We start from the raw sequence: 14879 nt of genomic DNA, 5'->3' as shown, positions 1-14879 counted from the left end.
TGTCGATATGATCGTCATGATGCCTCTTACATGTCGAATCATGCATCAAATTAATACATGAATGCGCACCTTTGAGGGCGACTACGACGCGTCTTGACGGGTTCGAGCCCGACTTGGCCTCGTCAATAACGCGCCAAGGACCAACCTCAGTGCACTGAGGCTGGTCCGCTGCGGTTTACCAGACCACTTCGGCCATCGAGCAGTTCAGGCCCGAGCCGATGCCGAGCAGTGCGATGCGGTCGCCCTTCTTCAGCCTGCCCAGTTCCTTGAGCTTGCTCAGCACGATCGGCACCGAGGCCGGACCGATGTTGCCGTGCTCGCCGAAGATGGTCATCACCTTCTTCGGGTCGATGCCGAAGTTCTTGATGAAGGCGGCGGTGTGCGGCTGGCTGACCTGGTGGATCACGAACTGGTCCAGCTCCTCCACCGCCCAGCCCAGCGCTTCGCGGGCGGCCACGAAGGTCTTCTGGGCCAGCTTGATGCCTTCGATCAGCAGCATGCGGGTGTCGGTGACCATGCGGTCCAGGTTGCCGCGGCACAGCTGGTTCCACTCGGTGGCCGAGCGGGTGACGCCACCGCGGTAACGCGGCGCGTCGGGCACCAGTTCGGTGCGCGCCATGACCATCGCCGCAGCGCCGCAGCCCAGGGTCAGGGCCGCCATCTCGTTGCGGAAGTCATCGGCGGTCACGCCCGGCAGGGCCATGCGCTCCAGGGTCTTCTCGTACACCAGATTGGCGGTTTCGCCGTCGACGATCAACGCGTAGTCGATCTCGCCACGCTCAAGCATGCGTGCGGCGATGTCCATGCCATTGATGAAGGCCAGGCACGCGTTGGCGACGTCGAAGGTCATGCACTGGTCGCCGACGCCCAGGTTGCCCGAGACGATGCTGGCCGTGGATGGCTCCAGATAGTCGCGGCTGACCGAGGTGTTGACGAGCAGGCCGATCTTGTCGGCCCCGATGCCGGCATCTTCGAGCGCCTTGCGGGCGGCGAGGGTAGCGGCGTCGGAGGCGAGCATGTCCGCGTCCCACAGGCGGCGGGCGTGAATGCCCGCGATGTCGCCGAGCACGTCGGTGCGAATGCCCAGGCGATCCAGCGTCGGCTGCAGACGTTCGTTGATTTCCTTGGACGTCAGCGTATGCGGCGCGTCGATATGCGCCAGGCCGGCGATCGATACATTCTTGAAGAGCATCAGTTAGCGCCAAGGCTCAGGCAAAGGGGGCGCTATTGTAAGCCCCACGGCCGTTCACCGCACCTTTACGGATTCAGCTTCGGGCGTATGGTCGCCCGGGGCGTGAAGGGTTCAGCGCGGCGGGCACTGGAAGGCCAGGAAACGCTGGCTGCCGTCGGCCGGCTGGCCCACGGCCTGCACCGCATTGGCACCGGCGCTGGGGGCCTCGTTGCGCGCCAGGGTCTCCAGTTCTTCCTGCACGCGCAGGGGGTTGCGGTTGTAGAAGGCCACCTTGCTCTTGACCGTGACCACCACCTCGCCCTTGTTCTGGCAGGCGGCTGGCACGGCCCCGCCCGGCAATACCCGCACGGTCTTGCCCACCGGCTCGATCGGCACCCAGGTGCAGGCGGTGGCGCTGAGGGTCAGAACGGAAAGCAGCAGAAGGCGCATGGCGGGGACGCTCGTGAAGGTCATGGGTCCGATTCTGCCTGAACAGGCTGAATCGCGGGTGCACAGGGATGGGTCGCCGGCCATGGGCCGGCGACCCGTCCGATCATTTGACCGGCTTCCCATCGGCGTCGATCACGATCACCTCGCCCAGGTTCAGCGCGCGCACCGGGGCCTCGGTCTGCTTGAGGTCGCCCACCACGACCCAGGTGAGGGTCTTGGGATCGAGGGTGGCCGCCGCCTGCTGGACCTGGGCCGGCGTCATCGCCTCGATTTCGTCCTTGCGCTTGAACACATAGTCGTCGGGACGCTGGTAGCGGACGATACCGCTGATGGTGCCGAGGACCGCGCTGGCGGTCTCATAGGCGCCGGGCAGGCTCAGGTTCTGGATGTTGCGGATACGCGTGACTTCGGCCGGGGTGATCGTTTCGGCGCCGGAAGCGAAGTCGGCGATATCCTTCTGCATCTCCTTCATCGCCTCGGCGGTCTTGTCGATCTGCACCGGCGCGACGGCCATCCAGGGACGCTGGCCCAGGGTGCTGCTGGCCATGGTGCGGGCACCGTAGGACCAGTGCTTTTCCTCGCGCAGGTTCATGTTGAGGCGCGAGGTGAAGTCGCCGCCCAGCACGCCGTTGGCGATGTCGAAGCGGGTGGCGCCGGTATCCATGGTGGAGGGCACTACCTGGCCGGCAAACAGGTTGGCCTGCACGGCACCCGGCTGGTCGATGAGGTACACGCGGGCCTTGGCCGGGCGGGCCACGTCGACCGGGGCCTTGGCCTGCGGTGCGGCGGTGCTGCTCTTCCAGTCGCCGAGCTGGCGCTCCAGCAGCGGCACGATCTCCTTCAGGGTGGTGTCACCCACCACGATCAGGGTGCCCTGCTCCGGACGCAGCCAGTCGCGGTGGAAGTCCACCAGGTCCTGGCGGGTGAGCGACTGGATGTCGGCTTCATTGCCACTGCCGGTGAAAGGAATGGCATAGGGGTGGCCCGCGCCGTACAGCAGGGTGGGCAGCACGCGCATCGCCGAGGCGTTCGGGTTGACCTTCTCCTGCTGGATGCCGGCGATCCAGCTCGCCTTGACCCGGTCGATCTCGGCCTGGTCGAAACGCGGCTGGCGCAGCATGTCCGCATACAAGGCCAGCGAGGGGGCGAGGTTTTCCTTCAGGGCCGACAGGTACACGCTGGCGCTGTCCAGCGATGCCGAGGCCCCGAGGTTGGCACCGAGCGCATCGGCCGCGTCGGCGAAGGGCAGCGCGCCGAGCTTGCCGGCGCCCTCGCCCATCAGGTCCATGGTGAAGTTGGCGGTGCCCGACTTGCGGCCCTGGTCGGCGGTGAAGCCGCCCGGGAATTCATAGCTGAACTGCACCACCGGAATGTCGTGGCGCTCGGCGAGGATCACCTGGGTGCCGTTCTTCAGCGTGGCCCGGTGCAGCTGCGGGAATTTCAGTTCGGGGAAGGTCTTGGTCTGCGGCACACCGCTGCTGCGGTCCACCTGGGTGGCCGTTGCGGTGAAGGTGGGGTCCACGGCGGGCACGGTGAACGGCTTGGGCGTGGCCGACGGCAGTTCCGGCAGCGCCACGCGGGCGCCCGGCTCCACCACCAGGGTGTGGTCGCCCGGACCCAGCCACTTGGCGCCGGCGGCGCGCACATCGGCGGCGCTGGCCGCATCGATGGTGGCCAGCGAACGGCGGAAGCAGCCCGGGTCGCCTTCGAACACGGTGCATTCGGCCAGTGCGTCGGCCTTGCCGCCGAACCCGCCGATGCGCTCGATGCCACGGATGAAGCCGGCACGGAAGGCGGTCTTGCCACGGCTCAGTTCATCGGCGGTGGGGCCATCCTTGACCAGGCGGCGCACTTCCTCGTCGATGATCGCTTCCACCCTGGACGGGTCCACGCCCTGCTTCACGGTGGCCATGATCACGAAGTTCGAGCCCAGCTGCGAGGTGTAGGCACCGGCGCTGATGTTGTCCACCAGCTTGTCCTGGTGCAGCAGGCGCTGGTCCAGGCGCGACGACTTGGCGCCGCCCAGGACCTGGGCGAACAGCTGCAGCTGGTCGATATCGGTGGTACCGGTCTGGGCAACGTTCCAGACCCGGTAGATGCGCGCCTGCGGCACCTTGTCGGTCATGGTCTCGCGGGTGGATGTGTCGCGCTTGGCCACGTTGACCTTGGGCTGGGCCATGCTCGGGCCCGCCGGGATGTCGCCGAAGTAACGGGCGACCTTTTCTTTGGCGGTGGCCACGTCGATGTCGCCAGCCAGCACCAGCACCGCGTTGTTGGGACCGTACCAGGTGCGGAACCAGTTCTTGACGTCGTCCAGCGAGGCGGCGTTGAGGTCGTTCATCGAGCCGATGACGCCGTGGTGGTACGGGTGCCCTTCCGGATACATGGAGCGGGTGAGCTTGTCCCACACCTGGCCATAGGGCTGGTTCTCGCCCTGGCGCTTCTCGTTCTGCACCACGCCGCGCTGCTCATCGAGCGCGGCCTGGTCGATCGCGCCGAGCAGGTGGCCCATGCGGTCCGATTCCATCCACAGCGCCATGTCCAGCGCGGTGGTGGGCACGTTCTCGAAGTAATTGGTGCGGTCGGTGTTGGTGGTGCCGTTCTGGCCGGTGACACCCACCTGCTTGAAGGGTTCGAAGTACTCGCCGGCGTGGTTCTCGCTGCCCTGGAACATCAGGTGTTCAAACAGGTGGGCGAAGCCCGTGCGGCCGGCCGGCTCGTCCTTGCTGCCCACGTGGTACCAGACGTTCACCGCCACGATCGGCGCCTTGCGGTCGGTGTGCACCACCACGCGCAGGCCGTTGGGCAGGGTGAACGCCTCGAACGGAATGTCGACCTTGGCGACCTGGGCCGGCTTGGCCATGGCCGGCGCCGGGGCAAGGCTGCCCAGGGCGGCGGAGAGCGCGACAGCCAGCAGCGCGGCACGCGGTCGAAGTTGGACGGTCATTCCGGTTCCTTGGTCATGAAAGTGAAGACAGATGCTAGCCCGGGACCTCGGCAAAAGGCATCCGCCAACAGTCACTGCGCAGGTAGGGGAACGTTCCGGGCAAGGCGCCACCTGTCGCGAACGGCATGGCCGCGGGCTGAATCGCCTTGCGGACAGTGTTACGCCGGCGAATCGGACAGGTGTCCGGACAGCGGACACTGTCGATCGACCCTGAAATCCTTGTAAATCAACAACAAAGAGTTGGCACGGGACCTGCTTGGTACTGGGTGCGAAAGGAAGGCGATCAAACCAAATATGACTGATCGCTGAACAACAACCGAAATCTGCACATTCTTCTTGCATCCCCAGATTCGGTGTACTACCTTACTACCACACCACTGCTCACCCACACTAAACAGGCCACGTCATGAACACCAAGACCCTCGCAATCGCCATCGCCCTCGTCGCCGGCTCCGCGTTTGTTTCGAACGTGCATGCCGCTTCCGCCATCACCACCTTGGACACCGTGCAGGTCCGCCCGTCGGCCGACCAGATCGCCCAGGCCGACGTCGAGCGCAGCAGCGCCATCCCCACCCTGGCCCTGGTTGAAGTCCGTCCGGGCGCCGGCCAGATCGCCGAGTACCGCAACGAACTGTCCGACAGCCGCCACGTGACCACGCTGGCCGCCGTCGAAGTCCGCCCGACCGCCGAACAGCGTGAAGCGCTGGCCGCCGAGCAGGCCGATCACCGCGACTACGTTGGTGCGCTGGCTGCGGCCGCCACCGCCGTGGCGCGCGACGTGATCATCAACCTGCCGACCCTGCAGGTGCGCCCGTCGCCGAACGACCTGCAGGCGCTGGCGCTGGAAACCGCGTCGGTGTTGGTTCGTCCGTAAGCGCGTTGATCGAGGCGTAACGACCAACGGGCGTTACCTACCATCATCCGGCGCAGTTACACTGCGTGAATGACCGCCACGCCCACGTTCCATGTTGTGTTGTTCCAGCCGGAGATTCCCCCGAATACCGGCAATGTGATCCGGCTCTGCGCCAATACCGGCGCGCGACTGCACCTGATCGAGCCGCTCGGTTTTGACCTGAGCGACAAGCAGCTCAAGCGCGCCGGCCTGGATTACCACGAATACGCTCGACTGCAGGTGCATCCAGACCTGGACACCGCCCTGCAGGCCATTGCACCCAACCGCCTGTTCGCCTTGAGTACCCGCGGCAGCGTGCGCTACGACACCCAGCAGTTCGAAGACGGCGATGCGTTCCTGTTCGGCCCGGAAACCCGCGGCCTGCCCCAGGACGTGCTCGATTCACTGCCGCACGGCCGCCGCCTGCGCCTGCCGATGCAGCCCGACAACCGCAGCCTCAACCTGTCCAACACGGTGGCGGTGGTGATGTACGAGGCCTGGCGCCAATCCGGTTTTGCCGGCGGCGCCTGACGTTAGAACGCGTTGATGCCTGTCAGCTCGCGCCCGATCACCAGCTGGTGCACGGTTTCGGTTCCCTCGTAGGTAATCACTGATTCCAGGTTCAGCGCGTGCCGGATCGCCACGTGTTCGGTGGTGATGCCGGCGCCGCCGAGCAGGTCGCGGCATTCGCGCGCGATGTCGATGGCCATGCGGCAGTTGTTCCACTTGGCCAGGCTCACCTGCTGGGGCTGCAGCTGGCCGGCATCCTTCAGGCGCCCCAGCTGCAGCGACAGCAGCTGCGCGGTGGTGATGCGCCGGGCCATGTCGGCCAGCTTGATCTGCGCGCTCTGCGTGGCCGCCACCGGCCGCCCGAACAGCACGCGTTCCTTGGTGTAGCCCAGCGCCTCGTCCAGGCAGGCCACCGCCGCGCCGATCGGGCCCCAGCTGATCCCGTAGCGCGCCTGGTTGAGGCAGCCCAGCGGACCCTTCAGGCCCTGCACGTTGGGCAGGCGGTTACGGTCGGGCACGCGCACGTTGTCGAAGAACAGCGCGCCGGTCAGCGAGGCGCGCAGGCTCATCTTGTGCTTGATTTCCTGGGTGGTGTAGCCGGCCATGCCCTTCTCGAGCACGAAGCCCTGGATGCCATCGTCGGTGTGCGCCCAGATGATCGCGATGTCGGCGACCGGTCCGCTGGTGATCCACATCTTGCTGCCGTTGATGACCCAGTCGGTTCCGTCGCGTACCGCACGTGTCTTCATTGCCGCCGGGTCCGAGCCGCCGTGCGCCTCGGTCAGGCCGAAACAGCCGATCACGCGCCCGGCCGCCATGTCGGGCAGCCAGCGCTGGCGCTGCTCTTCGCTGCCGTAGGCAAAGATCGGGTACATGCACAGCGAACTCTGCACCGAAACGAAGCTGCGCAGGCCGGAGTCGCCGCGTTCCAGCTCCTGGCAGATCAACCCATAGCTGACCGCGTTGAGGCCGCCGCCGCCGTACTGCTCGGGCAGGCTGGAGCCGAGCAGGCCGAGCGAGGCGATTTCCGGGATCAGTTCATCCGGGAAGCGGCCCTGGTCGAATGCATCGCCGATGATCGGCAGCACCCGTTCGTCGGTGAAGCGCGCCACGATGGCCTGCACCGCGCGCTCCTCCTCGCTGAGCAGGGAGCGGACATCGAACAGATCGTAGGGATTGAGGGCCATGGGCGGCGACATCGCGGGCGGGAACAGGAGCCCCCATTGTGATGCATCCGGGTAATGCCGGCCGCTGGCCGGCTGCGCATGGTGCCGGCAACATGAGGAGCCGGCCAGCGGCCGGCACTACCGTGTGGGGTTCCGCATGGCCGGCGCCGACGCGGCCCCGTGTTCTCGGGGATGCCCGTACCATGGCCACCCGCGCTGGATTGATGCACCGCACCATCCGGTGCCCAACGTCGGCGAACTAGGCGTAAACGCCGGGTGCCGGTACCCTGATGCACTGATCCAGCCGTTGCGCAGTGACACGTCGCGCGCGATTCCCAGGCAACCGCCGCCGGCTCGGCCGGGCGGCACTACCCAAGAGTTACGCAGCACATGAGCGAAGAGACCACTGCCCTGCCCCCGCGTGAAGCCATGGAGTTCGACGTGGTGATCGTCGGCGCCGGCCCCGCCGGCCTGGCCACCGCGATCCGCCTGCGCCAGCGCGCCATCGAGGCGGGCCGCGAACTGTCGGTGTGCGTGCTGGAGAAGGGTTCCGAGCCCGGTGCCCATATCCTCTCCGGCGCGATCATGGACACCCGCGCGCTGACCGAACTGTTCCCGGACTGGGCCGAGCGTGGCGCGCCGCTGAAGCAGAAGGTCACCCGCGACGAGTTCCTGTTCCTCAGCCCGGAGGGCGCGCGCAGCACGCCGCATGCGCTGCTGCCGGAGTGCTTCCACAACGAAGGCAACTACATCATCAGCCTGGGCGAGGTCACCCGCTGGCTGGCGCAGCAGGCCGAGGCGCTGGAAGTGTCGATCTTCCCCGGATTTGCCGCCGCCGAAGTGCTCTACGACGAGAACGGCGCGGTGATGGGCGTGGCCACCGGCGACATGGGCATCCGCAAGGATGGCTCGCACGGCCCCAACTTCGAACGCGGCATGGAACTGCATGCCAAGTACACGATCTTCGCCGAAGGCTCGCGCGGCCACCTCGGCCGCCAGCTGATCGCGCGTTACCAGCTGGACGCGGGCAAGGACCCGCAGGCCTACGGCATCGGCATCAAGGAGCTGTGGCAGATCGATCCGGCCAAGCATGAGCCGGGGCTGGTGGTACACACCGCCGGCTGGCCTCTGGACAGCGACACCTACGGCGGTTCCTTCCTGTACCACGCCGACGGCGGCAAGGTCGCGGTGGGCTTCGTGGTCGGGCTCGATTACCGCAACCCGTGGATGAGCCCGTTTGAGGAGTTCCAGCGCTTCAAGACGCATCCGTCGATCCGCAAGCACCTCGAAGGCGGCAAGCGCATCGCCTATGGCGCCCGCGCGATCACCGCCGGCGGCCTGCTGTCGCTGCCCAAGACCGTGTTCCCGGGCGGCGCACTGGTCGGCTGCGAAGCCGGCTACCTCAACGCAAGCCGCATCAAGGGCAGCCACGCGGCGATCAAGACCGGCATGCTGGCCGCCGACGCCGCGTTCGATGCGCTGGCTGCGGACCGCCAGCGCGACGAGCTCAGTGCCTATCCGGCCGCCTTCGACAGCAGCTGGCTGCACGACGAGCTGAAGCAGTCCAAGAATTTCAAGCAGTGGTTCAAGAAGGGCCGCAGCATCGCCACGCTGATGACCGGCATCGAGCAGTGGCTGCTGCCCAAGCTGGGCATCCGCAACCCGCCGTGGACGCTGCGCCACAGCAAGGCCGACCACGAGTGCCTGGAACCGGCGTCGCAGCACACGAAGATCGTGTACCCCAAGCCGGACAACGTGCTCACCTTCGACCGCCTCAGCTCGGTGTTCCTGAGCAGCACCAACCATGAAGAAGACCAGCCCAGCCACCTGACGCTCAAGGACGCCAGCATCCCGGTGCGGGTCAACCTGGCCGAATACGCCGGGCCGGAGGCGCGCTACTGCCCGGCCGGCGTGTACGAGTTCGTCGGCACCGAAGGGCACGAGCAGCTGCAGATCAACGCGCAGAACTGCGTGCACTGCAAGACCTGCGACATCAAGGATCCCACCCAGAACATCGTGTGGGTCACCCCGCAGGGCGGCGGCGGTCCCAACTACCCGGCGATGTAAGCCGTGGCGCCGATCGACGTGCAGCGACGCATGGCGTCGCTCTACGACGGTCAGGCGTCCAGCGTATCCAGGTAGGTCTGCAATGCATGCTCGAACGCGGTGATGTCGGCCGCGCTGGCCGCGGTGCCCTGGGTCTGGATCTGCTGCATCACCTCGCGCGCCTGCGCGGCCAGGGCTTCGGCACCCAGCGTGCCCAGCCCGCCCACGATGCGGTGCAGGACCTCCACCGCCGTGTTGCTGTCGCCCTGCTCGCGCGCTTCCAGGCCGCGTTGCAGGTCATCCGCGGTGGCCTGGCGCATGCTGTCGATGAGCACCGCGGCCACGTGTTCGGAACCGAAGCGACGCACGATCGCCGCGCGCGTCGGCGCGGCCACCGGCACGTTGGCATCCGTCGGTGCCGCGGCGGCGACGAACGGCTCGTCGTCCGCGTCGTCCGACGGCAGCCAGCGCCGCAGCGCCTGGCGCAGGGTGGCCAGCGCCACCGGCTTGGCCAGCAGATCGTCCATGCCGGCCTCGCGGCAGCGTTGCCGGTCTTCGGCCAGCGCGCTGGCGGTCAATGCAAGCACCGGGAGTCGCTTTCCACTGCCGCGTTCGCCCTCGCGGATGTGCCGCGTCAAGGTGTAGCCATCCATCACCGGCATGCGGCAATCGGTGATGACCAGGTCGAACGCCTGGGCCTTCAGCAGTTCCAGTGCCGCCTCGCCATCCACCGCCAGCTCGTGCTGCAGGCCCAGCTGCTGCAACCGCCAGCGCATCAGCGCCTGGTTGGTGGGGTGGTCCTCGACCACGAGCACGCGGCGCCGCGCCTGCCCGGGTGGCAGCGGTGCCACCTCCGTGCCAGGGCGCTGTTCGTCGCTGATGGCCTCTTCGCCCGGCACCAGGGGCAGCGTCAGCACCACCGCCACGCGCGTGCCTTCGCCCGGCACGCTGTGCATGTCCAGCCGACCGCGCATCAGCCCCACCAGACGCTGGCAGATGCTCAGGCCCAACCCGGTGCCACCGTAGTGGCGGGTGATGGCCACATCGGCCTGCGCGAACGGCTTGAACAGGCGTTCGCGCTGCTCGGGCGAAATGCCGATGCCGGTATCGGTGACGGTCAGGCGCAGGGTCTGTGCCGCCTCGTCGTCGCGGTCCACCGCCAGGGTGATGCCGACCGCGCCGCTGTTGGTGAACTTGATGGCGTTGCTGAGCAGGTTGAACACGATCTGGCGCAGGCGCATGCCGTCCACCAGGTGCTGCGGTGCCACCGCCGCATCCACGTCCAGGCTGAGTGCCAGGCCCTTGCTTGACGCCTGTGGCGAGAGCAGCTGCTGCACGTTGTCGAGCAGACTGCGCAGCGCGACCGGCTGCGGTTCCAGCGGCAGCGCGCCCGCTTCGATGCGTGAGTAGTCCAGGATGTCATCGAGGATCTGGCGCAGCATCTGTGCCGAGTCCTCGATGACCCCGATGATGCGCCGCTGCTCGCCGTCGAGGCCCGTATGCGACAACGCCTCCACCATGCCCAGTACGCCGCTCATCGGCGTGCGGATCTCGTGGCTCATGGTGGCCAGGAAGTTGGACTTCGCGGCGGTGGCGCGTTCGGCATCGGATTTGGCTGCGGCCAGCGCATCGGCCTGCGCGCGCGCCTCGGTCACATCGACCCAGTACCCGCTCCACATCACGGCACCATCGGCGGCGGCATACGGCAGCGCGCGCGACCGCACCCAGCGCACCACGCCATGCGGGCTGGTACGGAATTCCATGTCCAGCGCGGAGAAGTCGCGTGCCGCCTGGGCCATCGCGCGGCTCACCGCGTCGCGGTCGCGCGGGTCGAGCTGTGCGGCCAGCCGGGTCTGGTCGGCCATCACTTCGACCGCACTCACCCCGAACATGGCCTGCAGGTCGCCGGTGATGTACGGGAAGGTCACCCGCCCATCGCTGTCACGCCGGGCCTGGTAGACGATCGCCGGCAGGTTGTCGGTGACTTCCACCAGGCGCTGCTCCAGGCGCCGGCGCATGCCCACCTCGCGACGCAGGCGCCAATACCCCCAGCCGTGCACCACGATGCCGGTGAGCAGCACCAGCGACAGCGGCACGGCCCAGCGCGCAACCGACCGCCAGTCCAGCCCGCTGCGGTATTCGGCCAGCAGCCAGTCGCCGCGGATCGCCGTATGTTCGCGCGGGGTGAGGTTGGCCAGCACCCGGTCGAAGGTAGTCGCCAGCGGTGCGTACTGGCGCTTCACGGCAAGCGACAGCTGGTCGTTGAACCCGGCCGGTGCCGCCACATGCAGCTTGGCCGGGTACAGCTCGCGCACGACCCGGTCGACCATCGCGAGGTTGCCGACATAGGCGTCGGCGTCGCCGTTGGCCAAGCGTGCCAACGCCTGTTCCACGCCACGCGCGGGCACGATGCGCGCACGCGGCGCGTACTGCAGCACATAGCCGCGCAGGCGCTCGGGATCGGAGAGCAGGATGCTGCGCCCGTCCAGGTCGCCCAGGCCCAGCACCGAACGGCTGTTGTTGGGGGTGACGATGACATTGGGCACGCTGATGAAGGGCTGGCTGAAGACCCATTCGTCACCAAGATAGTGGGCGTCGTTGGGCATGCCCATCACCACGTCCACGTCACCGCGGCGCATCTGCTCGCGCACCTCGAACCAGTCATGCGCCGGCACGCGCGTGAGCTGCGCGCCGACCATGCGCAGCTGGCGCAGGTAGTCGCCGGCCACGCCGCTGGGCTCGCCGGCCGCATCGATGAACGACAGCGGCGCCCCATTGGGCGCATAGCCCATGCGCAGTGGCGTGGCCAGGATGCGGCGTTCGGCTTCCCCCAGGATCAGGCGCGACTGCGCCGACCACTTCAGCGGCGGCAGCCAGCGTTTGGACACGGCCTCGCGCTGCGCCGTGGTCAGCGTGGACAGCGCGCTGTCCAGCGCCTCGGCCAGCGGCTGGCGGGCATTGGGCACGCCGAAGTGCAGCCGCTCCGGCGGCAGGTCGCTGGGACGCAGCAGGGCAAGGCCGTCCATGTCCTGCTGGCGGATCAGCGTACTCGCCACATGCGCGTTGCCGATGTAAACGTCGGCCTTGTCCTCGGCCACCATCGCCAGCGCCGCACGGGTGTCGGCCGCCATCACCTGGCGCGCGGCCGGGTACCGCGCGCGCACCTGGCCGCTGGTGAGGAATTCCCGCTCGGTGACCACGCGCAATCCGACAAGCTCGGGGTCGGCCGAGGTGCGGCTGTCGCCGACGCGTCCGACCAGGGCCAGCGGCGCATCGGCATAAGCGCCGGTGTACACCATGCAGCGCGTGCGGTCGGGAGTGAGCGTGATGTTCATCACCACATCGACCTCGCCACGGCAGGCCGCATCGAGCACGTCGGCCCAATCGCGATACATGCGAACCTTGACCTGCACGCCCAGCTGCCGCGTAAGCAGCGTCAGATAGTCGTATCCGAGCCCATCCGGTCGACCGTTCTGCATGAATTCGAAGGGTGGCCAGCCGCTGTCGTACAGGCCCAGTAAGATGGTAGGGTTCCGCTCGATCCACTCGGACTGGCGCGGTGACAACGACGGCGCAGGTGCAGGAGACGCGTTGGCCGAGGTGACCAGCATGATCGCCAGCCCCAGCACGACCAGCCAGCGGACAACGGAGGTACGCATGCTGTCTGATCTCCCTGGAATGAACCGCCCACCGCAACGTGCCTGCAAGGGCCGCTGCCTCACAGGCAATACTAGTCCATGAAACTGCGCATAATCATCGCCGACGACCACCCGGTGGTCCTGATCGGCACCAAGGCCGTGATCGAAGCCAGTGGCGTGGGCGAGGTGGTGGCCCAAGCCAGCAGCGCCGATGCGCTTTTCCAGGCATTGGCCGCGCACGAGTGTGATGTGCTGGTGACGGATTACTCGATGCCGGGCAGCCAGCAGGCTGACGGTTTCGCCATGGTCGGGATGATCCGGCGCCGTTTCCCCGACCTTCCGGTGGTGATGCTCAGCGTCTCCAACAATCTGGCCATCCTGCGCATGGTGGTGTCCACCGGCGTGCTGGGGCTGGTCGACAAGGCATCGTCGATGGATGAGCTGCCCCAGGCGATCCAGGCTGTGCATCGCGGGCAGCCGTATGTGAGCCGCACGTTGAAGGACCGCATTGACGCAATCGGCACACAAGGGGTGGACGACGACCGCACCCGGCAACTGTCGCCGAAGGAAGTGGAAGTGCTGCGCCTGCTCGGCCGTGGGCTGACCGTCAAGCAGATTGCCCAGCAACTGCACAAAAGCGTCAGCACCATCAGCCGGCAGAAGGGCGATGCCATGCTCAAGCTCGGCCTCAAGGGCGACGCCGAGCTGTTCGACTACCTGCGCGACGATCATCTTTGAACGATCACCGCGTACAGGGCCTCGACAACGACGAGGTGGCTGCCGACTGGCCCGCCATCGGCGACGCTGCGCTGGCCTGGCTGCGCGGACGCTACGCGGCGCTGGACGGCGACTGCCGGGTGCTGTGGCACAGCCCGCGGCCCTTCTCCGCCGCGGCGCTGGTGGAATGTGGGTCGCAACGCTGCTTCGTCAAGCGTCATGGCGTTCGCGTGCGCACGCCGGGCGTGCTGGAGGAGGAGCATCGCTTCATCGCGCACCTGGCCGGTGCCGGCCTGCCGGTGGTGCAGGTACTGCACGCGCATGACGGCGCCACGGCGCTTGAACACGACGGCTGGACCTACGAGCTGCATGCCGAGGGCGACGGCCAGGATCTGTACCGCGACCTGCCGTCGTGGACACCGCTTGCCAACCTCGCGCAGGCGCACGCGGCCGGCGCGATGCTCGGTCGCCTGCACCACGCGTCCGCCAGCTATCACGCACCGCAGCGCGGCACCCACCTGCTGGTGGCACGCGACGATCTGATCCGCGCCGCCGATCCCGTGGACGCGCTGCGCCGCGATCTGGCCACCCGCCCCGGGCTGGCCGCCTACCTGTCGCGCCAGCACTGGGAACAGGACCTGCAGCGCGCGGTCCTGCCGTGGCATGACGCACTGGCGGGACGCCTGCAGGCCGAACCGGTGCTGTGGGGCCACAACGACTGGCATGCCTCCAACCTGCTGTGGAACGGCCAGGACCCGCACGCCACGATCGGCACCATCTTCGACTTCGGCCTGGCCTCGCCGGCCAGCGCACTGTTCGACCTGGCCACCGCCATCGAGCGCAACGCCATCGCCTGGCTGGCAACAGACCCGGGTGGCCCGGCCGCGCACCCGGACATCGCCCTGGCCCTGCTCGTCGGTTACCGGCAGGAGCGGGCGTTGTCGGCGGCCCAGGTGCACCTGCTGGCGGACCTGCTGCCGGTGGTCCACCTGGATTTCGCCCTGTCCGAAGTGGAGTATTTCCAGGGCGTTACCGGCTCAACTGCCAACGCCGACGTGGCCTACCACACCTTCCTGCTCGGCCATGCCGACTGGTTCGGCACCGCTCCTGGCCGGGCCCTGCTGGACACCCTGCACGCCGCCGCTTGAGGTCCAGGCTCGCAACGGCGGCCGTTTGGTGGGAACATGAGCGCTGAAGCGGGGGTGCCTGGATGACCAGGCTGAGAGAGTCCCTTGGAACCTGATCCGGTTTGCACCGGCGTAGGGAGCTTTGAGCAGCGCACGCACCGCCCGTCCGGCCTGGTGCGCGCGTGCGCCTTCGCTTCGTCTCCTTTGGCTGATGA

At 67.6% G+C, this 14879-nt stretch carries 10 protein-coding genes and 1 riboswitch; of the genes, 5 read left to right on the top strand and 5 right to left on the bottom strand.

All coding sequences use genetic code 11. The annotated features are described in order from the left end of the window. Positions 1-175 precede the first annotated feature (175 nt). The 3 genes from AC3ITN_RS00930 to AC3ITN_RS00920 form a co-directional block, all read right to left on the bottom strand. Positions 176-1192: a 3-oxoacyl-ACP synthase III gene (locus AC3ITN_RS00930; RefSeq protein ID WP_313342159.1), complete on the bottom strand. Its 1017-nt coding sequence runs from the start codon at positions 1190-1192 to the stop codon at positions 176-178. A gap of 111 nt (positions 1193-1303) precedes the next feature. Beyond that, a complete protein-coding gene (locus tag AC3ITN_RS00925; protein WP_313342162.1) occupies positions 1304-1621 on the bottom strand; it encodes a DUF4156 domain-containing protein in 318 nt (105 codons plus the stop codon). A 103-nt stretch (positions 1622-1724) separates the two neighbouring features. After that, positions 1725-4568: a M16 family metallopeptidase gene (locus AC3ITN_RS00920; RefSeq protein ID WP_489391745.1), complete on the bottom strand. Its 2844-nt coding sequence runs from the start codon at positions 4566-4568 to the stop codon at positions 1725-1727. 406 nt (positions 4569-4974) lie between these two features. Between AC3ITN_RS00920 and AC3ITN_RS00915 the strand changes: the two genes are divergently transcribed. Next, positions 4975-5442: an XAC0231 family protein gene (locus AC3ITN_RS00915; RefSeq protein WP_489391744.1), complete on the top strand. Its 468-nt coding sequence runs from the start codon at positions 4975-4977 to the stop codon at positions 5440-5442. Between the two features lie 69 nt (positions 5443-5511). Next, on the top strand, positions 5512-5991 hold the full coding sequence (trmL, locus tag AC3ITN_RS00910) for a tRNA (uridine(34)/cytosine(34)/5-carboxymethylaminomethyluridine(34)-2'-O)-methyltransferase TrmL (protein ID WP_313342172.1): 480 nt from the start codon (positions 5512-5514) through the stop codon (positions 5989-5991). Between the two features lie 2 nt (positions 5992-5993). Here the strand turns inward: trmL and AC3ITN_RS00905 are convergent, their stop codons facing one another. Then, complete coding sequence (locus AC3ITN_RS00905; protein WP_489391743.1) at positions 5994-7157, bottom strand: acyl-CoA dehydrogenase family protein; 1164 nt, start codon at positions 7155-7157, stop codon at positions 5994-5996. Positions 7158-7526: 369 nt separating this feature from the next. On the opposite strand from AC3ITN_RS00905, the gene AC3ITN_RS00900 reads away from it, so the two are divergent. Beyond that, positions 7527-9203 carry an electron transfer flavoprotein-ubiquinone oxidoreductase gene (locus tag AC3ITN_RS00900; RefSeq protein WP_489391742.1) on the top strand — a complete coding sequence of 559 codons (1677 nt, stop codon included), beginning with the start codon at positions 7527-7529 and terminating at the stop codon, positions 9201-9203. Positions 9204-9253: 50 nt separating this feature from the next. Here the strand turns inward: AC3ITN_RS00900 and AC3ITN_RS00895 are convergent, their stop codons facing one another. Continuing rightward, the gene (locus AC3ITN_RS00895; RefSeq protein ID WP_489391741.1) at positions 9254-12841 is read right to left on the bottom strand and encodes an ATP-binding protein; all 3588 of its coding nucleotides are present in this window, start codon (positions 12839-12841) and stop codon (positions 9254-9256) included. 78 nt (positions 12842-12919) lie between these two features. Here AC3ITN_RS00895 and AC3ITN_RS00890 point away from each other — a divergent pair, with 78 nt between their 5' ends. Both AC3ITN_RS00890 and AC3ITN_RS00885 read left to right on the top strand, forming a co-directional pair. Then, positions 12920-13558, top strand: coding sequence for a response regulator (locus AC3ITN_RS00890; RefSeq protein WP_313342183.1), 639 nt, complete (start codon positions 12920-12922; stop codon positions 13556-13558). Then, a complete protein-coding gene (locus AC3ITN_RS00885) occupies positions 13555-14685 on the top strand; it encodes a phosphotransferase enzyme family protein (RefSeq protein WP_489391740.1) in 1131 nt (376 codons plus the stop codon). The genes AC3ITN_RS00890 and AC3ITN_RS00885 overlap by 4 nt, the downstream gene beginning before the upstream one ends. 40 nt (positions 14686-14725) lie before the next feature. Next, positions 14726-14820, top strand: a riboswitch (TPP riboswitch). Positions 14821-14879 lie beyond the last annotated feature (59 nt).

This window comes from Stenotrophomonas sp. KH_036_B (genome assembly GCF_057839485.1).
Note: the sequence above shows the minus strand (reverse complement) of the source record. Positions and strands in the feature narration are given on the sequence as shown.